Genomic DNA, 21,880 nt, shown 5'->3' on the forward strand with positions numbered 1-21,880 from the left:
ACAGGCTGGGCGGGCGCCTTCGCGGGCAAGCCCGGCTCCCACATTGGATTGGGGTCGTCTGTGGGAGCGTGCGATGCGGCGGTCCGACTTGCCCGCGAAGAACGATGACGCGGTCCCCTTGCCATCCGCTATCCTAGGCTCACTGCATCCAGCGAGCCTCTCCCCATGCTTCAGGTCCAAGGCGTCTTCAAAAGCTACGCCACTCCCCAAGGCCCGTTGCCGGTCTTGCAAGGCATTGACCTCACCCTGAAACCCGGCAGCAGCCTCGCGCTGATGGGCGAATCCGGCAGCGGAAAAAGCACCTTGCTGCACCTCATCGCCGGTCTCGACAAGGTCGATCGCGGCAGCATCCGCAGCGGCGACCATCACCTCGAAGAAATGAACGAAGCCCAACTGGCCCACTGGCGCCGCACCGAAATTGGCCTGGTGTTTCAGCAGTTCAACCTCATCGGCAGTCTGCGCGTGGCGGATAACCTGGCGTTTCAGGCGCGCCTCGCCGGCCGCCATGATCCGCAGTGGCAAGCGCATCTGGTGCAGCGCTTGGGCCTGGCGGATTTGCTCGAGCGTTATCCCGAGCAACTGTCCGGCGGCCAGCAACAGCGCGTCGCACTGGGCCGCGCGCTGGCCTCCAAACCCAAGCTGCTGCTGGCCGACGAACCCACCGGCAGCCTCGATGAAAGCACCAGCGACGAAGTGCTGAAGCTGCTTCTGGAGCTGCTCGACGACAGCCCGACAACCTTGTTGATGGTCACTCACAGCCACAGAGTCGCCGCGCGACTGGCGGAAAAAGTGGTTCTCCAGCGTGGCCGTCTGGCCAGCGCAGACGCGCGCTGACATGCGGGTTTTTCGCGAGACCTTGCGCGCGCTGCTCAGCCACTGGCGACAGCATCCGGTGCAATTTTTCAGCGTGCTGACCGGGCTGTGGCTTGCCACCAGCCTGCTGACCGGCGTGCAGGCGCTGAACAGTCAGGCGCGGGAAAGCTACGCCCGCGCCAGTCAGCTGATTGGCGGTGAACCCCAGACCAGCCTCGCCACCCCAAGTAGCGCGACGTTTCCCCAGCAACTGTTCGTCGACCTGCGCCGCGCCGGTTGGCCCGTGTCGCCGGTGTTGCAAGGTCGGGTCACGCTGCAGGGCCATGAAGCGCAACGCTTGCAATTGATGGGCATCGAACCGGTGTCGTTGCCGGCCGGCTCCGCAGTGGCCGGCCAGACTCTGCCCATCGAGCAGATTGTCGAGTTCTTCACGCCGCCCGGCAGCACCTGGATTTCACCGCAGACATTGCAAGCCCTGGGCCTGAGTGAAGGCGACCAGCCGCTGAATGCCAACGGTGTGAAGCTGCCACCGCTGCGCAGCCAGAGTGACATGGCGCCGGGCATGCTGTTGGTCGACATCGGCTTCGCCCAACAGATTCTCGAATTGCCGGATCAGCTCTCGCGCCTGCTGCTGCCAAAAGATTTCAGCGCGACCTTGCCTGATCAATTCAAAGGCGTGCTGCAACTCAAAACCAGCGACGAAGAAAACAACCTCGCGCGCCTGACCGAAAGCTTTCACCTGAATCTCGATGCCTTGGGTTTCCTCTCGTTCGTGGTCGGCCTGTTCATCGTCCACGCCGCGATCGGTCTGGCGCTGGAGCAGCGTCGCGGTCTGCTGCGAACCCTGCGTGCCTGCGGCGTCAGCGCGCGAATGCTGATCACTTGTCTAACGGTTGAGCTGGGCGCATTGGCACTGATCGGCGGCCTGTTCGGTGTCGTCAGCGGATACCTGCTCGCGGGCGTGTTATTGCCGGATATCGCCGCCAGCTTGCGGGGTTTATACGGTGCAGAAGTGGCGGGGCAGTTGCACCTCAGCGTCTGGTGGTGGTTAAGCGGGATAGGCCTGAGTCTGCTCGGCGCATTGCTGGCCGGCGTCAATAGCCTGCTACGCGCGGCGCGCTTGCCCCTGCTGGCGCTAGCCGATCCACAAGCCTGGCATCAAGCCCACGCGCGCTGGTTACGTCGGCAAGGTTGGGTCGCCGCGACGGCGGGCGTGATTGCACTGCTGGCATGGCTTTTCGGCGACAGCCTCTCGGCCGGTTTTGTGCTGATGGCGGCGCTGTTGATCGGCGCCGCGCTGGCGTTGCCGGTGCTACTCAGTGGCCTGCTACGACTGATTCTACGGCGCAGTCGCTCGGTGCTTGGCCAATGGTTTCTCGCCGACTGCCGACAGCAATTGCCTGCTTTGAGCCTGGCATTGATGGCGCTGCTGCTGGCAATGGCCGCCAATATCGGCGCCGGCAGCATGACCGCCGGTTTTCGCGAAACCTTCAACGACTGGCTGGAGCAACGGCTGACCGCCGAGCTCTACCTCAACCCGCAAAACCCGACCCAGGCCAGCGAAATGCAAGGCTGGCTCAAGCAGCAACCGCAGGTCACCGCCGTGCTGCCCAACTGGCAAGTTTCCGTCCAGTTGCAGGGTTGGCCGGCGGACGTCTTCGGTGTGATCGATCACCCGACCTATCGCCAGCATTGGCCGCTGCTTGAAGCCCTGGGTGATGACCCTTGGAGTCGCCTGGCGAAAGACGACACGCTGATGCTCAGCGAGCAGCTGGCGCGGCGCCTCAAGGTAAGGCTCGGCGATCACCTGACCATTCCAACGCCTGGCGGCACGTGGGCACCGCAGATCATCGGGATCTACGCCGATTACGGTAATCCCAAAGGTCATGTGCTGGTCAATGTCGAGCACCTGCTGCGTGGCTGGCCGCAGCTGACGCCCGACCGTTTCAACCTGCGCATCGAGCCGACATTGATCGCGGATTTTTTGAAGGAGCTGGATGCACGCTTCGCGCTCGATGACAGTCGCATTGTCGATCAGGCGCGGCTCAAGGGCTGGTCCACGCAAGTGTTCGAACGCACCTTCGCCGCCACCGCAGCTCTCAACAGCCTGACCCTTGCCGTCGCGGGCGTGGCCTTGTTCATCAGCCTGCTGACCCAGAGCCAGAGCCGTCTCGGGCAACTCGCCCCGCTGTGGGCGCTGGGCGTGACGCGTCGGCAATTGATGCTTCTGAACCTGGGGCAAACGTGGCTGCTGGCCGTGCTGACCCTGGTGCTGGCATTGCCTTTGGGTATCGCGTTGGCGTGGTGCCTGGACACCGTGATCAACGTTCAGGCCTTCGGTTGGCGCCTGCCATTGCGCGTGTTCCCGCTGCAACTGCTGCAGCTGATGGGGCTCGCGTTGTTGGCGACACTGCTGGCGTCTGCGTGGCCGTTGTACTCGTTGTATCGCACGCAACCGGCGGATCTGCTCAGGACGTTTGCCCATGAGGATTAGATTTTTGGTGTTACTGCTGGCGCTGCTGCTCAGCGCCTGCGATGACTCTGCACCGGTCGAAAAAGGCTTCGCAGGTTTGGGCGGCGAAGCGGCTGCGTTCACGCCGGTGGTGCCCGGACGGGTCTTCAGTTTCCCGGCGGATCACGGACCCCACGACGGTTTTCGCATTGAATGGTGGTATGTCACCGCCAACCTCAGGGACGATCAAGGTCGCGAATTCGGTGTGCAATGGACGCTGTTTCGCAGTGCATTAAAAGCCACTCCCGAAGTGCCCGGCTGGGGCAGTCAGCTGATCTGGCTCGGGCATGCGGCCGTAACGTCGGCGACCGAGCACCGCGCCGCCGAACGCTACGCCCGTGGCGGCGTCGGCCAGGCGGGTGTCAGCCTGGGGCCGTTCAGCGCGTGGATCGATGATTGGCAATTCAGCAGCCAGAATTCAAACACCTTGACCGATCTGCAACTCAGCGCCCGCGACAGGGATTTCAGCTACCGATTGCACCTGACGTCCACGCGCCCATTGGTGCTGCAAGGCGATAACGGCTTCAGCCAGAAATCCGAGCAAGGTCAGGCATCCTATTACTACAGCCAGCCGTTTTTTCAAGCGACCGGCACCGTGGAAATCGACGGCACGACCTACCAGGTTAGCGGCCCGGCCTGGCTCGACCGCGAATGGAGCAGCCGGCCGCTCACCGCGAATCAGACCGGTTGGGACTGGTTCTCGCTGCACTTGGCAGGCGGCGAAGAAGTCATGCTCTATCGCATGCGCCACAAGACCGGCGAGCCTTACCTTACCGGCACCTGGATAGATGCTCAGGGCCAGACCCAGACATTGCACGCGTCCGACATCAGCCTCATCCCGCAGGACACCGCTGAAGTTGCAGGCCGTTCGATGCCCGTTCGTTGGTCAGTGAAAATTCCCGGCAAACATCTCGACATCAGCGTTGACGCGCTCAATCCCAATGCATGGATGAACTTGCGCATTCCGTACTGGGAAGGCCCGGTGCGCCTGAGTGGCAGCCACGCAGGCCAGGGCTATCTGGAAATGACCGGCTATTGATCGGAACTCTCGTCCGTCCGGCGTCCTCCTAAGTGTAGAAGCCCGAACACAGGAGTTCGCCATGAGCGATGACCTCAAACTGCCCGACCGCGCCACTTGGCAACGCCTGTTCGACGACGAGGCCTACCGGCAGCAATCGCCCGACGCGCACTACGCCGAGTTGTTGCGCGTGGCCGATGACTTGCTGGGGCAGGGCGCCGTCGACCTTGAACAGTGGCAGACGCTGAAAGCCAAGGCCGAGCAATCCCACAAAAACTCACCTGCCGAGAACGTCGCCCGCGAAGTCGACGATCCAGAAGCCTGAGGAGAATCACCATGAGTCGTGAACCGAAAGACACAGCGCAAAATCCTGAAGAACCGTATCCGCCGGGAGAGGTGGAGCGGGATAATGATGCGTTGAGGAAGACTGATCCGAAGCAGCGCGAGGGAAGCGGGAAGGGGACTGAGAGTGGGGAGTCTACGGCGCAGGAGACTGCGGATAGGTCTTGAGTGGTTTTTCCAGGAAAGCACTCGAAATGTCCTCCGTCACGTACTGTTGGGCGAGGGTTCTATCGTACTGGTATAGCGCCTCAGTTCCTGAAGTACAGTTCATCCAGTTGGCGTTTGCGGATCAGCAGATATCCTTTCCATACATCAAGAAAATCCTCGTCTTTGGTGAATGGAAACGTAAGATAAATCTGTTTTCCGCTTACGCTAATGTATAGACGTGCTCTTTTGAATGCGGGCTGTTCACATATCGGTAAGCTCTCATCGTAACAAAGTCGGTGTCAGCTTTTGTCACATAGGCTTGGACTGTGTCACGAGTATTCAGCCAAACGCGAGTCGCTCTTTGAACTGCCATCTATAGTCGTAGTCTTCAAGGTCGGGCAGGGCGTCGCCGCGGTTTTCGCTTTTCAGCGTCAGGCGCGGTTGTTCGAAATCGTAATCGCGGCGCGTGGTGCGGCTGGTGCGGGTTTCCAGGGGCAGATCGAAGCGCTTGACCACCGGGTCGTTGGCGACCATGCCGGAGTCTTGCTGATAGGCCACGGGCGCAAGTTTCGGGAACACCGTCTGGTCATCGCCGAACACCAGTTTGTGCGCGTTTATAATGCCCTTTTCACAAGACCAAGACGCAAGTATTCAGTAGGTTACGAGATTTGGTATTCGAGAAATCTCTCCGCTTGAGCTGATTTCTAAGCATCGGAAGCCGCCGAATGTGTGCGCTGACATTTTATCAACGCAAGCCCGCCGCTTTGCAGGCATCGACGAACGTTGCGCCCTTTTTGTCCATTGCGGTCTTGACCATTTGATTGGCTTTCACCAATGCGGCGCTAGGTTTTGCCCACTGTTCTGCCGGCAACGGCTCAGACCATCTTTGCACTTGCTCGGGAAGCGTAGGACGTCCCTTGCGATGTGCCCATTCGGCAAGCATGTAAGGCATCTTCCAGAAACTCAGCACGCGCCACATGTACCAGCGGCGCAGTGGCCAAAAGGATTTTTTCGAGAAGCCATAATGCTCCCGCTGTTCGGGCGTCAGCTCGTCTCCGCCATCGTCGAGCGAACCCATTGCGCGTGCGTCTTCGCGTTCGATTTCAAAGGTGTGCAGCCCTTCGTACGGTTTTAGCCGATCTCCGGTTGGTATCAGCCCCAGTGCTTTGAGCATGGGGTTAGGTACATCGACTAACTGACCGTCTTCCATGTAATTGCGAATCGACGTCCACATCCCTAGAGCATGTGCATCGCTGGGTTGTGGCAGCAGGAGAAACTGCACTTTGTCCTCTTCTTCATCTTCCAGGCCCATGCCGAAAGTGTATTGGCGAGTGGCGCCATAACTGGTGACGCCTTGGGTGTTGGAGACCCAGGCAACGACGCTTTCCCAAGGCACGATCAGGACTCGATGGGTTTTGCTGTCGATGTAGCAGGCTTCGCGGCGTTGACGATTGAAGCGGACCGGATAGGTTTTTGTTCCTTTGAAAATATCGGAGAACATTCCGTAGACATAGGCGCCTAACGGTAGAATTCCCAAGAGAGCAAAGCCTGAGAATACCTGCACACCCATCACCAAATCCTTCAATGGGTTTGGGAAATTCTCAGGGTAGGAAAGCATTCCATACAAAACGATAAGTGCTGGCGCAATGAAAGCGAGAGTTAGGAGCATCCAAATGCCTGCCGCAAGTATTTTTCCTTGCTCAACCATTCCCCAGTTATTTCCTCCCAGTTCCAGGAAGGTTTCATTCATCTCCGAAAAGTTGCGGCGCGATGATTGTGTCTGGCCTGTGTAAACCGGTAGAGGTGAAAGAAACAGGGTTTCATTAAGTCCCTTGGTTCGGACCTCTCCTGCTCGGGGGCGTTGGCTACGAATGTCGGGTGCAGTCTCGTTGGATACTGATTTGCTTCTACGTTGGAATAATTTATTAAGCATTTACAGTCGCCAAGTCTTCTTGATTGAAAAGCTTGAACTGGGCCTTGCCTGTTCCGACTGGTAGGGTTTCTACTGAATCTACCTTGTAAGCGCCCTTGGTCATAACTCGTACACCGTGCGTATTGATGATATGGAGATTGCGTAGGACGAAGCAGGTTTGGTGAAGAACATCGCGTTCAGGTTCTAATTGGTAGGCAATGTTGAGCGCGAGGGCGAAATCCGTGGTTTGCAACGAATCACTGATTGGCAGGTGGAGTGTCAATGCCTCTTTGTGTGCACTGGCTACGATGAAACGAGTAGCCCACGTTGCGGTACATTCCTTCCAGCGAAGTGGGAACGGGCCGGGGCTGTAACCTCCCTTGTATTCGGGAGTGTCGCGATATTGCTGGTAAGCCTGCAGCTGCAATTTACGGCTGTCCATTTCCAGGGTTTTAACTCCAGGCATTATCACTTTCACATAGGTGTGCTTGTCATCACGAATCAGCTCGCAGGTCGGTTTTTGCACGACTTTGGCGAGCTCGTTCCATTCGTCCTGTACGTTGCGGAGTTTACTCTTATTACCCCAGACACTGCTTTCCATCCATTTTTGCAGATCGTCAATGTTGAAATAGTTGTAAAGACCTTCGCCTACCAATTGCAGGGCCGTTGCGATCAATCCTATCAGATTGGCGCGCGCCCCTACGGCTAAGAGTCTGGGACTCGCTTCGGCCCATGCCAACGCCCGTAGCTCCGCCGGTGTCTTCATAATGTTCTTAACGACGGAACCGGTATGTTTGGCTGCCCATGTATTGGTGCCAACCAGCGTTGCATCGCCAGTTATTTGTAACGTTGTGGCGCCCAAGCTTTTGTAGTCGCCTTCAGCTAGAGCTTTGCCCCATTGCAGAGAGTGTTTACCCAGGTCAAATGCAGCGGCGATTCCGCTAGACAAAAAGGCCCCAAAACCAGCAATACCACTCCAGCGGCCCAAGCGGCTCATCGTATTCAATTTTCCGGCGGTGCTTTCCATCTGCTCGATGTGAGCCTGAAATATTGTTACCGACAGACCTTGCACCATTGCAAATCCGGCAGCCGACATGCCAATTAGGGATTCTCCAGCGGCTAACCAGTCTGCTAAAGATTGATTTGGTTTTTTGGTGAATTCACGAATCGCTTCAATAAACTTTTGCCCCTGAATCACAAACAACGCAAAAGCAATCCCATCACCCTTCGACTTAATGGCCCCAGCAAGCGGCTTGCTGAAAGTCCCGGTGGCCCGGAAGTCTCGCACGGTTCTGCCCATTTCGGAGCGCAACTGCGGATCCAGTCCGTCAATTACCGTGCCGATTTTCGCTGGGCCGTCCCCTCCCACCCTGAGGGCGTCGGTGAGCTTCTCTTCCAAAGGCACAAGGGACGCTTTGATCTGGGTAATTCGTTGGTTGTACGGTGCTTCACTGCCCGGCATGGCGGAGCCGCTGGATTGCCGGGACAATTCGCGATTGCGCAGTTTGTAGGTTTCCTTCAGTTGGCTGCGCACGTTCATTGCCTGATCGCGGGCGAGATTGAAAGCGCTGATTTCGGCGGCAGTCGCTGCACGCAACGTCAGCCCTTGTCGGGAGAACTCGTGCAGTAACTGCAAGCGCGCAGGCGCTCCGATGTCGCGGATGTAGCTATTGGGGTCAACGGTTTGTGCGCGTGCAAAGGCGACGTGGGCCTTGTCCAGTTGATCGGCAATTCTCAACTGTCGAGCCGGGTTGTAGGCTTCGTCCAGCATGCTTTGCATACCCATGAACTGGGTGTTTAATTTAGCGTAGTTGGGCAGGCGGTCGGTCATTAGACTGTGGAACTGGTTGGTCAACACGTTGACGTTGGCCAGGTTTTCCTTGGCGGAAATCACGTTGATCGTGAAACTGTTCAAGTCCGCGAGTTTTTTGGCGACGTCAACTTGTGCTGCCAGGGTCAGGGTGTCGAGCCCTGGCACGAGGGTCAGCAAATTGGCTTCCATGTAAGCCGCGAGTTTCGCCACGGCCGCCGGATCTGCACACATGGCAGCGACACAGACAAACTCGGTTTCCAGGCGATGCTGGATTTGCGCATCAAGTTTGAAATCGTAATACCAGGCAGCACCGTGGAAGTAGCCGCTGGTGAACATCGTGAGGCGGTCGTCACGGATGTTCCGAAGTCGGGTGTGCCAATGGCTCAGCAGAATTTGCTGCTTTGTGACAAAGGCTTCCATCTCTGTCCGATTGATCAGATCGTCGACGCCACGCTGTCCGAGGTCTTTGCCATGCAGGGTCTGCCAACTCTGCAGGCTAAGCTTGTTTATAGTGTCTTTGTGCTTTTGATAAAGCTCAACCCCTAAAGCGTCTGTCATATCCACGTAAGCGCGGGCATAGACATTAACTTTGGCCGCTCTTCGCCAGTGTTCTTCGGTACCAAAAGCGCCGGGATGCCTATGATCGCGACGAACTTTCAGAAACTCGTAGATCTTCGATTGCTGTTCTTCGTTGGTCTCATCCTTCAAAGCCTTGATCTCTGGGTCGGTTTGACTCAAGGCTTCAAGGCGCGAACTGTTGACGTCATACAAAGACTGAACATAGGAACCTGTCAGGTATTGAGCCTGGCACCTGTCATCCGCACTCCATTGCTCAATCCAGTCAGCCACTTTCAACTGGGCACTGGCCAGATCTCGCATGACACCGATGTCGTCGCGCAGTACCAGAAACAAGTAATCATCCTTGTAGGGACCCTGCACGTGGCTGGTCAGACTTTCAATGGTGGTTTGCTTGAAGAGTAGCTGGTCCTCCCAGTGATAGGCCACGCTTTCCTGTTGATTTGAACCTTCTGGTTTGGCATCGGATCGAGATTGATCTTCTTTCACCTCCGCCAGCCAACTCTCCGCCTGCTGCTTGCTCAACAAGTGCTCGCCACCCTTTTCCGGGCAAGCGCTCGCCAGTTCGAGTTGCTGCATCAAGCGCTTGCGCTCTTCCTTGGACTTGAGCACTTGCGAGCATTTGAAGGCGGTCCACTGAATTTCGGAGTAGCAGGCATACAAGGTATGTTGGCGCGTGAACACCAGATGCGGTTTACCGACCGAACTTGTTCGAGTGTCGCCCGACACTTCCTGACTGTTCCACAGCAGCTTGCTGATCTGGCCTTTCTCGATGCGGTATTCGTGCAAGTAACCGGTGGTCCCATTGACGATGTACAGGTAACCGTCGCGCAGCAAGCGGATGCCTAACGGCTGGCTTTTGGTTTTGTATGGCATGGACAGCACGGAAGCCGGATCAAGGTGCTGAACCAGACCGTAGCGCAGCGGCAGCAGTTGCACCTTCTTGTTCATCAACGGGCATACGCCCATCGGCACGCGAGTGTCCTTGGCCGGCTTGGCCATCGCGGCGGTGTTGGCGCTGGCTTTTGGCAGTTGTTGAGCGGTCACGATAGGCTTCCTTGTCGATCGGCGGCACGGCGTTCTGCCAGTTCCGCAGCGCGTTCCACGCGTTTCAGTGGTGCGTCAGGCGTCGATTCCGTCAGTAGCTGAACGATGTCGGGATGGTCAGTGACCGGCTCACCGGCCAGATAACCGAAAACGTTCGCGTAGAGGGTAATTTCCTGTTCAGAAGCGAAGCCCTTTTTATAGGCATCGTCTGCGAGTTTTTGCGCATACGGGCGTTGATCCTCGGGTGCGAACGTCGCCATGAAATCTGCGAAGTAAGTGTGCAAGTGCTCATTCAGACCTGAGACGAAGTTACGAAACTCGATTTCACCCAGCGCGGTGAGTTCCTGATCTGTCAGACAATAGGTTTCGGGTTCAGCAGTGGCGGGTTCAGGCCGCGAGTGTCGTTGCCAGTTGACTTCAACTCCGTCCGGCAAACAGACATGTGTGACCGGGCCAAACCAGCGCACGCTGCCGTTTTGTTCCGCTAGCCCAAACAGCTGATGCATGACCGCAGGATCGGCAATCCGCGGCATGACCTCGACACCGCTGGGGTGTTCTACGCTAAGCAAGTGGCGCCAATGTCCCCACAACGAATGAGCATCAGCGTCGCTGAAAAGCAGATAACCCCACTCCTCGGATGCATACTTCCTGTAGTGCGCCAAAAGCGGATCACTGGCGCCTTTCAATTCGATCAAATAGGGCGAAATGTCTGACAGGTCCTGCCAGCGAGTGGTCTGATACAGGCTGTATGCCTGGTTGTCCCACTGAAATAGCTGTTGCGCGAGATTGGGAACGCTAACGCCGTCCAGCAGCAAGTAGGCAGGTGTCTTCCACGGCAGATCATTCGGGAGTGGTGGTAATTCGATCATTTAACTCACCTCCTTTTCTGCAGCAAGTTTCGCGGCTTCACAAATTGCACAAATCGGCTTCTTCTGCATCAACGCCTGCCGCTGCACCGGAACCAACACCTGCCCAGCCTTATCCGCATCCGCCTGCTTCAACGGCCCCGGCAACAACGGTGCCGCGCCCGTGCCACTGCCCGGACTACCACCGGAGTTCATGTTGATCACCGGCCCGCTCATGGTCACGCCGCCGGCGTCGATCTTGATAAAACTACCGCCACCAATGAGCGTCAGTTCCGCCCCCGCCTCAAGCACGACTTTCATGCCGCTGCTCAGGTGGATTTCCTGCCCCGCATCAATGAACTGCCCAGTCCCAATCTTGATGTGCTGATTGACGCCGACAGTCAGGTGGTCATTGGCCCGCGCCTCGACCTTGCGATCGGCATAAACGGTGTGATGTTCTTCAGCCTTGAACTCGCTGTAGCTGTTCTTTTCAACGGTGTCGTGCCGTTCGTTGCCAACGCGGATTTTCTGGTCGTGCTCGACGTTTTCGTCCCAGTCACGTTGGGCGTGCAGGTAGATCTGTTCCTGACCTTTTTTATCTTCGATGCGCAGTTCGTTGTAGCCGCCGCCACCCATGGAGCTGAGGGTCTTGAAGGTGGTGCGCGTCTTGTTGGCCGGCAGAGGGTAGGGGACGACGTTTTCCTTGTGGAACAGGCAACCACTGACCAGAGGTTGATCGGGGTCGCCTTCCAGGAAGGTGACCAGTACTTCCATGCCGATGCGCGGGATGGCGATGCTGCCGTAGTGAGCGCCGGCCCAGGCCGAGGAGACGCGCAGCCAGCAACTGGTTTTGTCGTCGGCCTGGCCTTCGCGGTCCCAGTGAAACTGCACTTTGACGCGGCCGTATTGATCGCAGTGGATTTCTTCGCCTTTGGGGCCGGTGACGACGGCGCTCTGGCTGCCAAGGATGCGCGGTTTTTTCCGGGTCAGGGGCGGGCGGTGGGGCACGTCCCACGGCGTCGCCTGGAAGCGGTTGCGGTAGCCCTGATGGAAATCGTCTTTAAGTGCGGTGGTGTCGCTGGTGACTGACTCTTCCAGCACTTGCGGCTGTTTGCCTTCGTGCAGCACTTCAGTCAGCAGCCACAGATCGTTCCACTTGGCTTTTGGATGCTGAGTCAGGGCGAGAAAATGGCCGCTGACCAGTATCGGCTGATCGCTTCTGCCTTCGGCCAGCTGGAAGTCGCTACGGTGGCGCTCAAGGGCGCGGTTGGCCAGGTGTTTGCCGCGCTCGCGGTCCACAAACCTGCCGGGGTAATCGTAGTCTTCGAGGTCGGGCAGGGCGTCGCCGCGCTTTTCGCTTTCGAGGGTGATGCGGGGTTTTTCGAAGTCGTAATCGCGACGGGTCGTTCTGCTGGTACGGGTTTCCAGGCGCAGGTCGAAGCGCTTGACCACCGGGTCGCTGGCGACCATGCCGGAGTCCTGCTGATAGGCCACCGGGGACAGTTTCGGGAACACCGTCTGGTCATCGCCGAACACCAGTTTGTGGCCAGTGGTGGTGTGCTCGAAGTGGTAGTGAATCCCTTCTTCCTCGCACAGGCGCTGGATGAACTGCAGGTCTGACTCGTCGTACTGAACGCAGTAGATGCGCTCGGGATAAACCGCCCCGACCTTGAAGGCGTAGGCATTGCCTTGAATGCCGTGATCTTCGAGGACACTGGCGATGATTTTCGGCACCGTCAGGTTCTGGAAAATGCGCTGGTTGATGCGGTGCGCCAGGTACGACAGTTGCGGGCGCAGGGTCACCGCATAGCGGGTCAGGCGTTTGCCGGCATCACCCTGGGCCGCACGATAGATCTGGCCATGAATGCCGCTGCCGTCAGGCGATAGCTGCAAGAAGGCGGGTTTGTGCAGGATGGTTTCGAGGTCCAGGGCCGGTTTTTCGCTGACCAGTTGCACCTCGAACACAAAAGGCTGGCTGATGGCTTCCCGACCTTGCAGGGCAAGCACCTGAAAGTCGTGGGCAATGCCTTCAATGGTCAGGGCAAAGTGAGTCTGATTGGCCGGCGCGAACATCCCTTGTTCCTCGTGCAGTACTGCGGCGTTTGCCAAGACCTGAATAAGGAATCAGCAGACGCAAAATTCTGAAAGGGCGTAAACGACATCGACCAGCAGAGCTGGCCGATGCGGGTAACGATCAGCCGCGATTAAACGACTGGGGAACGCCAGTCATCGGAACCCGAAGTACCGGATACTTCGTGGGTCCAGGTGATTTTGCGGTAGGTGAACTGCACTTCTTCCAGGTGGGTGAAGTGCGAGTTGCCTGGGTCCTGGCAGTTGTGCATCTTGTTGTTGATGGCGACGATGATCGCGTCTTCCAGTTTGGTGGTGTAGTAGTGCTCTTGGGTGCCCTGAGCAGAAGTACGGAACCACTGGATAACGATTTCGCTCATGCGCTCGCCGGAAGTCAGTGCGGCTTGCAGCAGTGGCGAAGATTTGTCGTAGACCTTGGTGATCGAGACTGGCTTGTGTACGCGCTGACCGGTTGGCTGGCCGGATTGCGGGTCACGCGGGATGATCACGTCGTGGCTGAAAGCCTGAACCATGACCTGGTCTTCGTGACCTTCCTGATAGGTGTTGCCAACGGAGTCGGCGGTGAATGCGCCTGCGGTGATCAGGCCTTGTTTTTCGCCGGTAACCGACATGTACGCTGGTGTAGCCATGGGTGTGCTCCTTGCTGAATAAATAAGAGTGCCCGGGAGGCGAAATCGCCCGGTGGGTGTCTGACAGTTATCAAGGAGCGTGCCAGAAATCTTGCGGGCTATATAAACCGGGGGGATGGCCGAAGTTTTTCAATCGCCTGGGTGATTCTCAAGGGAAAACGCCCAACCAAGTGCGCAAGAGGCCACGTAGATGAAGGCGTGCAGGGCGTTGGAGCGGCTAAATATTACGATCAACTGCGCAACTTCTTGCGCATCATGGCTGAGAGCCATCACTTAGGCCTGGTCATCTGACTGGCGCATCGTTCGCACTAAACAACCAGCTGAAACGTGCAACGAACGGCGCAGCCCGAAGGTCCAACCCAGCGCCAGGCTAACCGAACACCTTCCTATTCAAGGAGCGCGACATGAAAATCCTGATGGTCTTGACGTCCCACGATCAGTTGGGCGACACGGGTAAGAAAACCGGCTTCTGGCTGGAAGAATTCGCCGCACCGTATTTTGCTTTCAAGGATGCAGGCGCGCAGCTGACACTGGTTTCACCCATGGGCGGTCAACCACCGCTTGACCCGAAAAGCGATGAGCCGGATGCGCAAACCGCATCGACCGACCGTTTCCGCCAGGACTCCGCCGCCCAGTCGGCATTGGCCTCCACCGGGTTGCTGAGCAGCGTGCGCGCGGATGACTACGACGCGGTGTTCTACCCGGGTGGCCACGGTCCATTGTGGGATCTGGCCGAAGACCCGGTTTCGATCGCGTTGATCGAGGCGTTTTTCCAGGCCGGCAAACCCGTGGCGGCGGTCTGTCATGCGCCGGGCGTGCTGCGTCACGTCAAAGACGCAGAAGGTCAGCCTTTGGTCAAAGGCAAGCGGGTGACGGGGTTCACCAACAGCGAGGAAGAGGCGGTGCAGTTGACCGATGTCGTGCCGTTCCTGGTGGAAGACATGCTCAAGGAGAAGGGCGGCGACTACTCCAAGGGCGCTGATTGGGCCAGTTTTGCAGTGACCGACGGCCTGCTGATCACCGGGCAGAATCCGGCGTCGTCGGAGGCTGCGGCGCAAGCATTGCTGGCAAAACTGAAGTAGCACCGCCCCTGTAGCGGCTGGCGCAGCCTGCGTCAGCCGCTGCAAGCGCCCATCACCTGCTTATGGCAATACCAAGAGCCAGATAGCAATCGCCGATCGAACGTTGCTCAGTCTCGGCGTACAAACCCAACTCATCAACGGTAGGCCGCCCCAACGCCGTTTCAAACGCCTGCCGATTGGAATGCTCGCCATAATGTGTCTGTGCCGCATCGCCCAGATTTGACTGAAAAATCCCTGCCGCGCTGACGGGCAGGAAATCTTCGTACACCAGCGGTTCCACCCGCACATGACCATCGCGCAGCAGGTCCTCAAGCGATGCATCACACAGGCCGTCCGCTGACAGGCCTTTTTCCGTCACGAAATAGCGAAAGTACGCCAGCTTCTGTAAGCGCATGCCCTCGACGGTGTCAGGGAATTCGCTGAAGTGCTGCGTCATCAGTGTGTTGTAACGTGCGGCATTGGCTTCGTTGGGGAAGTCCTGCAGTTCGTCGCGAGCGGCATTAAGCAGGCGATCATAAAGCGCGCGGCCTTTAGGGGTGAGGGCGGCGCCACGTTGTTCGATTTCACCGAAACGGGCGCTGTGACTGCCGTGCGTTTTGCCTTGATCGGTGAATGCAACAGGCTCGTCCAGCGCCTTGAAACTGGTTTGCCGCAACAGGATCGGGCACTGCCGGCGGGGCGGGCCTTCGATCACCGCTTTGGGAGTGATGCCATGTGCCGGCATTTGAGCCTGGACGATATCGATGTCGAGGGTACGCGGCGTCAGGTGATTGATGTGCGGGCCCTTGAACGCCACCACGTCGGCAATCAACCGATGTTGAGCGCTGAGTTGCTGGTATTGCTCGGCAGTGACGGTGGCGCTGTGATGCCAGCGGAAGGTTTCCAGTGCCTGCTCGACGAAGTTCTGAGCATCCTGTCCACTGAGGCCTCCCTGAGCCTCGGCACGCTCGATCAGCTCCAAGGCCGACGGCGTGAAGATCGAGCGTTTATCCAGCACAGACTGCGCAAAAGCCCGCAATCCCGAATCCTCGATCAACTCCAGACGCAGCAGCGAAGTGAATACCCGAAACGGGCTGACCTGCAACGCGGCTTCATGCACTGCGCGAAACGCGGTCGAATGCACCGGCACGCCGGCTGGCGTCAAATCGTAGTAGCCGACAGGCTGCATGCCCATCACCGCAAACAGCCGGGCGAGGGTGGCCAGTTCCACGGCGGTGCCAACCCGAATGGCGCCATGGCGTTCCAGGTCAAGACGCTGAATTTCGCCGGTACTGTTCAACTGACCGGCGATCTGCGGATCGCTTTGCAGCACATGACGGTTGGTTTGCTCCACCAGTTCCATCAGCGCGCCATACAGCGGTACTTCTTCGCGGTACATATCGGACATCGCTTTGGAGAAGCGCTGGCGGATCAGGTCAGGGCTGACGAAGCTCGGGTGGCTCATGGAAAATTCCTGGCGCGGTGACATGGAGGTTGCGAGAAAAGATCGCAGCCTTCAGCGACGCCGACAAACGAAGAATCTTACGGACTTCATTCTGCAAAGGACTGGTTGCTCAACGCATACGCTGATCCTGCGGGCTTTCGAGGCGTCGGGATGCCAGAAACTCTCGATACAGGCTCGCCGTGCCTGACGGATCTTCCACCATGGGCATGTGACCGATGCCTTCCAGCACCTCGACGCGCAGGTCCTCAATGCCCTTGCTCCAGACGGAGACGCTGCTCACATCGATCAAGCGGTCCTTGCGCCCCCACACCAGTAGGGCCGGGCATTTTATCTCCGGCAACATCGGCTCCATGGGCGGGCTCGCGCGAAAATCCCGGAAGATCTCTTCCAGCTCCTCGCGGCAGCGTTGATAGCGTTGCGCAACCGCGTCCAGCACGACGCCGGGCACCCACGGTGGCTGAGCCATGGTCATTTCATAGAACTGGCGGAATTCCTCACGCGAATGGACCAGGAACGGATTGTGCCCCTTGGCCAAATGCCGCTCCAGATCACTGGCCTCAGGCGCGGTGACGCCCGCCGGGTCGATCAAAGCGACTGATGCGATGCGGTCCGGATAGGTCGCCGCGAGCCACGCCGCCATGTAGCCGCCCATGGAGTTGCCGATGACATGGACCTTTTCCACTCCACACACATCCAGCAACTGAATCATCCGTTTGGCCTGCAACGGAATGTCATAGCCGCCGCCCGCTTTGAAGCCAGTATCGCCGTGCCCGGCAATGTCAGGGATGATCACTCGATGAGTGCCCACGAAGTGCCGGGCAAAACGTAGCCACAGGTTTTTGTCGGCGCTGTAGCCGTGCAGCATCAAAACGCTGCTGGACGCTTCATAGGGCCCGCCTTGCCAGGTCGAGACGGTCATCTCGGAGATTGGCACGACAATCTTGTGCAGGCGATAAAGCCTGGCCTCAGCCGCCATGCTCAAGTCATACAGCCAGTAACCGATCGCCGGATAGCTCAACCAGCTCCAAGCCACGAATACCGCCAATGCAGCCAACAGTAAAAGCATCGTGCGCCTCCCTTTTCAGATCGCTCTTTTTGAGAAAGTCAGGACAGAATGTGATCGGCGGGTTTCAGCGCCCGGGTCAACCGGTAGTAACTGAAACTGAATCCCGGAAACATCGCAATCACATGACCGCTCTTGCTTTGATACCAACTGTGGCAGCCGCCGGATTTCCATACGGTGCGCTCCATCTCCCGGTGGATCATTTCAGTGTAGGTACGTTCCGCTTCGGCGCGTACTTCGATGCTGCGCAGGCCGCGCTTTTTTATCGTGCGAATGCAATCGACGATGTAGTTCATCTGCGATTCGATGATGAATAGCGCTGAAGTGTGGCCAATGCCGGTGTTAGGCCCGGTGACGATAAACAGGTTGGGGAAGTCCGGCAGGCTGGTGCCGAGATAGGCTCGGGGGTAGATCGACCAGAAATCGCTGAGCTGTTTACCGTTTTTTCCGCTCACGGGGTAGGAAATAACACCGTCTGTGGCGTCGTAACCGGTCGACCAGACGATCAGGTCGACGTCGAGATGTTCGCCATCCTGCATGACGATGCCGGTTTCATCGATGGACGCGATGCCCTGTTCGCGAGTGTGCAGGCTGACGTTGCTGCGCGTGAGCGCCGGATACAGCGTGCTGGACACGATGACCCGCTTACAGCCGATGACGTAGTCCGGGGTCAGTTTTTTTCTGAGCTCGGGGTCACTCACCTGCCGTTGCAGGAAGCGCAGTGCGTGTTGCTGGACCATGCGAATCGCCGGCTTCGAATATTTGAAAGCGATGACTCGTGTTTCGAATTGCCAATAGATCATCCAGCGTAGCAGCTTATAGGCGGGTTTGAGACCCAGCAGCCAGCGCTGGAACGGGCCAAATAAGCGGTCGGCCCGTGGCAGCACCCAGTGCGGCGAGCGCTGGAAGACGTGCAAGTGCGCGACCTGCGGCGCAATCGTCGGGATGATTTGAGCGGCACTGGCACCGCTGCCGACGATTGCCACGCGCTTATGTCGATAATCGTAGGAATGATCCCAGTGGTTGGTATGAAAGGTCTTGCCCTGGAAGCGTTCCTGCCCTTCGAAATGTGGGATAACCGGCTGACTCAACGGCCCGCTGGCGTTGATCAGGAACTGCGCATGGAACGTGCCTTTGCCGGCGGTTTGCACGGTCCAGCGTTTGCCGGCCGCGTCCCATTCAACCTGTTCGACTTCAGCGTCCAATTCCACCCGCTCGCGCAAACCGAATCGTTCGATCACGTGCTGCGTGTACTGATGAAGTTCTGCCTGTGCGGCGAACATTTGTGTCCAGCGGTAGGGTGCGAACGACAGTGAATAGAGAGGAGAGGGCACGTCGACGGCGGCACCCGGATAGGTGTTCTGGCACCAGGTGCCACCGAAAAAATTGCGTCGCTCCAGAATCCGGAAATCGTCGATGCCTGCCTTGAGCAGGTTGATTGCCGCGCATTGCCCGCCAAAACCGCTGCCGATGATCAATACTTGAAAAGTCTGCATGCCTCTCCTTTTAACGCCAGCCAAGCGGACGCCCCCTTCATGTATAGCCAAACTCTGGCGTGTCGCCCTTATTCATTCAGACTGCCCGTCGGTGATGGCTAATTGACGTTGCCCTGATAGACTTTCAACACGCCAGCCAGCCCCGGTGTCATCAGGTCTCGCGCAGAGGTGTCCCCCATGGAAAAACCCGGAGGAAAAGGACTTTCGCTGGCGAGAAGGCTCTACGCATCGCGCACGCTTGGCCTGGTTTTGGGCCTGTTATGTGTTGGCGCCGCGATGTACCCGTTGCAGCCGGCAGCGTGGGTATGGGGGCTGATGCTGTTTAACGGCTTGCTCTGGCCGCATGTTGCTTATCTATGGGCGCGCCGGGCCAGGGTTCCGTTCCACGCCGAGCATCGGAATATTCTGGTAGACGCGTTTCTTGGCGGATTCTGGGTCGCGGCGATGCACTTCAATCCGCTGCCCGCTGCCGCCACCCTGTCCATGATGGCGATGAACAATGTGGCGATCGGCGGTTTGCGCTTTTTGCTGGTGGGTACTACCGCGCAGATCCTCGGGCTTGGCGTCGGCTGGCTGGTGTTCACGCCAGCGTTCGTCGCGCAAACCAGCCCGCTGCAGCTCTATGCTTGCTTACCGCTACTGGTTTTTTACCCGCTGGCCTTGGGGTGGATCAGTTTTCAACAGGCCACTACGCTCGGTAGGCGCAAGCGCGAGCTGCTGGCGCTGAGCCGTACCGATAGCCTTACTGGCCTCTTGAATCATGGTGCCTGGAAGGATCAGCTGGAAGTCGAATACCAGCGCTGCAAGCGTCAGCATCGGGGCGCGGCCATCGCGCTGATCGACATCGACCATTTCAAAACCATCAATGATACCTACGGCCATGTTGCCGGCGACATCGTGCTGCGGCAACTGAGCAAGATGCTCAAGCACAACCTGCGGGCCTCTGACATCGCCGGGCGTTATGGCGGCGATGAATTTTGCGTGATCCTTCCCGACCTTCCGCTCAGCAGTGCCGCGGCGGCAATGGACGCTTTGCGCGACCGTTTTGCCACACTCGGTTATGAGCAGAACCCGGCGCTGAAAGTGAGCCTGAGCATTGGTCTGGCAGCGTTCAACCCGGCGCACGACGATGCAATGCTTTGGCTAAACGATGCCGATGAAGCGCTGTACGAAGCCAAGACCACGGGGCGCAATCGCGTCATATGTTGCAGCGATAGGCCGCATCATGCGTTGCTCAACTCGGTTTGATTCTGCTTTTTCAACCGGGCTAACGTGCGCTCATAGAGCTCGGTTTCTTGCGCGGCGATCCCGGGATAAGTGGGCAAATAGTGCTCGTCGAAGCACCACGCCGGATCAGTCATGCGTTTCTTTTGCGGATGGATCAACAAGCTGAGCGAAGAAGACAAGGTTCGCGGCGGAAGTTGCCGGTGCACTTCATATAACGCTCGCATATGCAGGACTTCACCTGGCGCAAGCTTGTGTGTTGTTTCCTCCCCCAAAAGCGGACGAATGCCAACTCGAAGTGGTGTGCGTTGCAGAATGTCGCGCTTGATGGTGGTGTAGCCGTCGCCGCTGTAGCCAACAGCGTACATTTCAAAATCGTGGGTGTGGTTCAAGTGATAGATGAAGGTTTGGCTTTCGTCCTTGCTGGTCACTGGTGCCCAGAACCCTAATCGAATCGTGTAGGTTTGGGAGGAATGCAGCACGAATGCATAAGCGTTGTACAGACTGTTTTCGGTATTGAAACCGTCGCGCTGAAGGGTGTGGTAAAGATGTTCGCTGAGCAACGACCGGTTGCTTGCGAGTTGGCGCAGGTCGGCGACGATGTGCGTTTTGTCACGCTCCAGATCATGGCTATCCATACGCTCGATGAACGTCTGCAAGTTCATGCGACCTTGCCCTCGTGCAGGTCAAGCAGGGCGTTGATACGCGCGTTTTCGAATTTCCGCAGTTGCGCCACATGACGATGCGCGTTGTCCGGGGCCGCGCGGTACATCAGCAGGAGCGCACTCCAGGCAACGGCGGGGTGATAGTGATAAATCAATTCCTCTGCAACTTTCACCCTGTCCGGATCCTGTATTGCTTCCAGCAGATTCAGACTGACCAGATAACGTGCGGCGCTGTTGTCGTGGGGGAACCATGCGCATTCGAGCAATGACGCACGGTCGAAGACGTGAATATCCATCTTCCTGTCCGGTAGATTCACGCTGCCAATGAAAGCCGGATGCCCTTTGCCATCAGGGTTGCTGTCATACAAGAACCCGGCACCATCGATGAGCAAGGGGTGCTCGGCATCAACGATGACTCGTGCGCTTCGGGTCAGTTGATCACCATCCAATGCGTAAAGTTGAACAGGATACGCTTCGCCGTTTATGGCAAATAAAACGCTGTAACCGGGGATCGAATAGAGCTGCGGAAACGGTGGTGTGCTGTCCGGAGCTTTAAGACTGATATTGCCTTTATCGTTGAAAAACAATGTAACCGTTCCGGTATGAACATTGGTAGCGTCGAGAAGGAGACCCTTCTGGTTGATTTCTGTTTGTATATCGATTTGATGGTGCAGTCGCTCAATCAGATGATTGACCTCGGCGGTCATGTCTGTTGCTTTAATAGCGACCACAAGTTGATCTGGGCTCAGATCTGAGTCGAGAAATACATCGATCATAAAAGTACCCACTAATATCAATCGGCTTCCTACAGGTTATGAACGCCTGACGTACACAGGACGCCTGGCGTTTGCCGCGGCAAGTTGGCATCAATTGTGCTGTTTGTCCTGGGGAACGTTCGGCAATTGCCAGAAGCGTTTTATTTCATGAATGTTACCTACATTGAGGCGTGGCACAAATCCGCCGCCTGCGCAGGAACTGGTTGAGCTTGTTTGGGTAGAAGTATTGATCACATTGGTGCTGGCGTGAAATAACGGTGTGCTACTCCATTCACTGAGTGCGTAATCCATAACAGTCTCGCTTTTCTGGAAGTTAGTGTGTTGTGTTTGATGCCCATAAACAACACTATAGTTCCACCGCAAAACAGGTGCTGCAACCGGATCG

General features: G+C 57.5%; 17 protein-coding genes and 1 pseudogene. 6 read left to right on the forward strand and 12 right to left on the reverse strand.

The features are described from left to right. Nucleotides 1-165 precede the first annotated feature (165 nt). The 4 genes from ACYZTS_RS18290 to ACYZTS_RS18305 all read left to right on the forward strand — a co-directional run bounded on the left by ACYZTS_RS18290 (nucleotide 166) and on the right by ACYZTS_RS18305 (nucleotide 4,668). Nucleotides 166-834: an ABC transporter ATP-binding protein gene (locus ACYZTS_RS18290; RefSeq protein WP_461991013.1), complete on the forward strand. Its 669-nt coding sequence runs from the start codon at nucleotides 166-168 to the stop codon at nucleotides 832-834. A gap of 1 nt (nucleotide 835) precedes the next feature. Next, entirely contained in the window at nucleotides 836-3,307 is a 2,472-nt protein-coding gene (locus tag ACYZTS_RS18295) for an ABC transporter permease (RefSeq protein WP_461991015.1), read from the forward strand. Then, a complete protein-coding gene (locus tag ACYZTS_RS18300; RefSeq protein ID WP_461991017.1) occupies nucleotides 3,297-4,364 on the forward strand; it encodes a lipocalin-like domain-containing protein in 1,068 nt (355 codons plus the stop codon). The genes ACYZTS_RS18295 and ACYZTS_RS18300 overlap by 11 nt, the downstream gene beginning before the upstream one ends. Nucleotides 4,365-4,425: 61 nt before the next feature. Then, the gene (locus ACYZTS_RS18305) at nucleotides 4,426-4,668 is read left to right on the forward strand and encodes a hypothetical protein (protein ID WP_461991019.1); all 243 of its coding nucleotides are present in this window, start codon (nucleotides 4,426-4,428) and stop codon (nucleotides 4,666-4,668) included. Nucleotides 4,669-5,186: 518 nt separating this feature from the next. Here the strand turns inward: ACYZTS_RS18305 and ACYZTS_RS18310 are convergent. From ACYZTS_RS18310 to ACYZTS_RS18335, 6 genes and pseudogenes are all read right to left on the reverse strand, one after another. Further along, nucleotides 5,187-5,447: pseudogene (locus ACYZTS_RS18310) on the reverse strand (contractile injection system protein, VgrG/Pvc8 family); the annotation flags it as partial. A gap of 130 nt (nucleotides 5,448-5,577) precedes the next feature. Next, nucleotides 5,578-6,765 carry a hypothetical protein gene (locus tag ACYZTS_RS18315; RefSeq protein ID WP_461991021.1) on the reverse strand — a complete coding sequence of 396 codons (1,188 nt, stop codon included), beginning with the start codon at nucleotides 6,763-6,765 and terminating at the stop codon, nucleotides 5,578-5,580. Next, nucleotides 6,758-10,180: a toxin VasX gene (locus ACYZTS_RS18320; protein WP_461991023.1), complete on the reverse strand. Its 3,423-nt coding sequence runs from the start codon at nucleotides 10,178-10,180 to the stop codon at nucleotides 6,758-6,760. The genes ACYZTS_RS18315 and ACYZTS_RS18320 overlap by 8 nt, the downstream gene beginning before the upstream one ends. After that, on the reverse strand, nucleotides 10,177-11,049 hold the full coding sequence (locus ACYZTS_RS18325) for a DUF4123 domain-containing protein (protein WP_461991025.1): 873 nt from the start codon (nucleotides 11,047-11,049) through the stop codon (nucleotides 10,177-10,179). Before ACYZTS_RS18325 ends, ACYZTS_RS18320 begins: the two co-directional genes overlap by 4 nt. Continuing rightward, nucleotides 11,050-13,098, reverse strand: a complete 2,049-nt coding sequence (locus ACYZTS_RS18330; protein WP_461991027.1) for a type VI secretion system Vgr family protein — start codon at nucleotides 13,096-13,098, stop codon at nucleotides 11,050-11,052. It lies immediately after the preceding gene. Between the two features lie 131 nt (nucleotides 13,099-13,229). Next, nucleotides 13,230-13,745, reverse strand: a complete 516-nt coding sequence (locus ACYZTS_RS18335; RefSeq protein ID WP_461990698.1) for an Hcp family type VI secretion system effector — start codon at nucleotides 13,743-13,745, stop codon at nucleotides 13,230-13,232. A gap of 404 nt (nucleotides 13,746-14,149) precedes the next feature. Between ACYZTS_RS18335 and ACYZTS_RS18340 the strand changes: the two genes are divergently transcribed. Next, the gene (locus tag ACYZTS_RS18340; RefSeq protein WP_461991028.1) at nucleotides 14,150-14,827 is read left to right on the forward strand and encodes a type 1 glutamine amidotransferase domain-containing protein; all 678 of its coding nucleotides are present in this window, start codon (nucleotides 14,150-14,152) and stop codon (nucleotides 14,825-14,827) included. A gap of 52 nt (nucleotides 14,828-14,879) precedes the next feature. On the opposite strand, the gene hglS is transcribed toward ACYZTS_RS18340, so the two are convergent. The 3 genes from hglS to ACYZTS_RS18355 form a co-directional block, all read right to left on the reverse strand. Continuing rightward, on the reverse strand, nucleotides 14,880-16,271 hold the full coding sequence (gene hglS / locus ACYZTS_RS18345; RefSeq protein WP_461991030.1) for a 2-oxoadipate dioxygenase/decarboxylase HglS: 1,392 nt from the start codon (nucleotides 16,269-16,271) through the stop codon (nucleotides 14,880-14,882). Between the two features lie 109 nt (nucleotides 16,272-16,380). Then, nucleotides 16,381-17,337: an alpha/beta fold hydrolase gene (locus ACYZTS_RS18350; protein ID WP_461991032.1), complete on the reverse strand. Its 957-nt coding sequence runs from the start codon at nucleotides 17,335-17,337 to the stop codon at nucleotides 16,381-16,383. A gap of 38 nt (nucleotides 17,338-17,375) precedes the next feature. Next, nucleotides 17,376-18,830, reverse strand: coding sequence for a flavin-containing monooxygenase (locus tag ACYZTS_RS18355; protein WP_461991034.1), 1,455 nt, complete (start codon nucleotides 18,828-18,830; stop codon nucleotides 17,376-17,378). Nucleotides 18,831-19,007: 177 nt separating this feature from the next. On the opposite strand from ACYZTS_RS18355, the gene ACYZTS_RS18360 reads away from it, so the two are divergent. Continuing rightward, nucleotides 19,008-20,078, forward strand: coding sequence for a diguanylate cyclase (locus ACYZTS_RS18360; protein ID WP_461991036.1), 1,071 nt, complete (start codon nucleotides 19,008-19,010; stop codon nucleotides 20,076-20,078). Here the strand turns inward: ACYZTS_RS18360 and ACYZTS_RS18365 are convergent. From ACYZTS_RS18365 to ACYZTS_RS18375, 3 genes are all read right to left on the reverse strand, one after another. Further along, complete coding sequence (locus ACYZTS_RS18365; protein WP_461991038.1) at nucleotides 20,054-20,719, reverse strand: transposase; 666 nt, start codon at nucleotides 20,717-20,719, stop codon at nucleotides 20,054-20,056. The two genes, ACYZTS_RS18360 and ACYZTS_RS18365, sit on opposite strands and share 25 nt — an antisense overlap. Then, on the reverse strand, nucleotides 20,716-21,495 hold the full coding sequence (locus tag ACYZTS_RS18370; protein ID WP_461991040.1) for a hypothetical protein: 780 nt from the start codon (nucleotides 21,493-21,495) through the stop codon (nucleotides 20,716-20,718). The genes ACYZTS_RS18365 and ACYZTS_RS18370 overlap by 4 nt, the downstream gene beginning before the upstream one ends. A 90-nt stretch (nucleotides 21,496-21,585) precedes the next feature. Next, complete coding sequence (locus ACYZTS_RS18375) at nucleotides 21,586-21,786, reverse strand: hypothetical protein (protein WP_461991042.1); 201 nt, start codon at nucleotides 21,784-21,786, stop codon at nucleotides 21,586-21,588. Between the last annotated feature and the right edge of the window lie 94 nt (nucleotides 21,787-21,880).

The sequence above is a fragment of the Pseudomonas sp. TMB3-21 genome (assembly GCF_054898145.1).

Coding starts and splice junctions, on each gene's coding strand:
- ACYZTS_RS18290 (WP_461991013.1), top strand. CDS start 166: ATGCTTCAGGTCCAAGGCGTCTTCAAAAGCTACGCCACTCCCCAAGGC.
- ACYZTS_RS18295 (WP_461991015.1), top strand. CDS start 836: ATGCGGGTTTTTCGCGAGACCTTGCGCGCGCTGCTCAGCCACTGGCGA.
- ACYZTS_RS18300 (WP_461991017.1), top strand. CDS start 3,297: ATGAGGATTAGATTTTTGGTGTTACTGCTGGCGCTGCTGCTCAGCGCC.
- ACYZTS_RS18305 (WP_461991019.1), top strand. CDS start 4,426: ATGAGCGATGACCTCAAACTGCCCGACCGCGCCACTTGGCAACGCCTG.
- ACYZTS_RS18315 (WP_461991021.1), bottom strand. CDS start 6,765: ATGCTTAATAAATTATTCCAACGTAGAAGCAAATCAGTATCCAACGAG.
- ACYZTS_RS18325 (WP_461991025.1), bottom strand. CDS start 11,049: ATGATCGAATTACCACCACTCCCGAATGATCTGCCGTGGAAGACACCT.
- ACYZTS_RS18330 (WP_461991027.1), bottom strand. CDS start 13,098: ATGTTCGCGCCGGCCAATCAGACTCACTTTGCCCTGACCATTGAAGGC.
- ACYZTS_RS18335 (WP_461990698.1), bottom strand. CDS start 13,745: ATGGCTACACCAGCGTACATGTCGGTTACCGGCGAAAAACAAGGCCTG.
- ACYZTS_RS18340 (WP_461991028.1), top strand. CDS start 14,150: ATGAAAATCCTGATGGTCTTGACGTCCCACGATCAGTTGGGCGACACG.
- hglS (WP_461991030.1), bottom strand. CDS start 16,271: ATGAGCCACCCGAGCTTCGTCAGCCCTGACCTGATCCGCCAGCGCTTC.
- ACYZTS_RS18350 (WP_461991032.1), bottom strand. CDS start 17,337: ATGCTTTTACTGTTGGCTGCATTGGCGGTATTCGTGGCTTGGAGCTGG.
- ACYZTS_RS18355 (WP_461991034.1), bottom strand. CDS start 18,830: ATGCAGACTTTTCAAGTATTGATCATCGGCAGCGGTTTTGGCGGGCAA.
- ACYZTS_RS18360 (WP_461991036.1), top strand. CDS start 19,008: ATGGAAAAACCCGGAGGAAAAGGACTTTCGCTGGCGAGAAGGCTCTAC.
- ACYZTS_RS18365 (WP_461991038.1), bottom strand. CDS start 20,719: ATGAACTTGCAGACGTTCATCGAGCGTATGGATAGCCATGATCTGGAG.
- ACYZTS_RS18370 (WP_461991040.1), bottom strand. CDS start 21,495: ATGATCGATGTATTTCTCGACTCAGATCTGAGCCCAGATCAACTTGTG.
- ACYZTS_RS18375 (WP_461991042.1), bottom strand. CDS start 21,786: ATGGATTACGCACTCAGTGAATGGAGTAGCACACCGTTATTTCACGCC.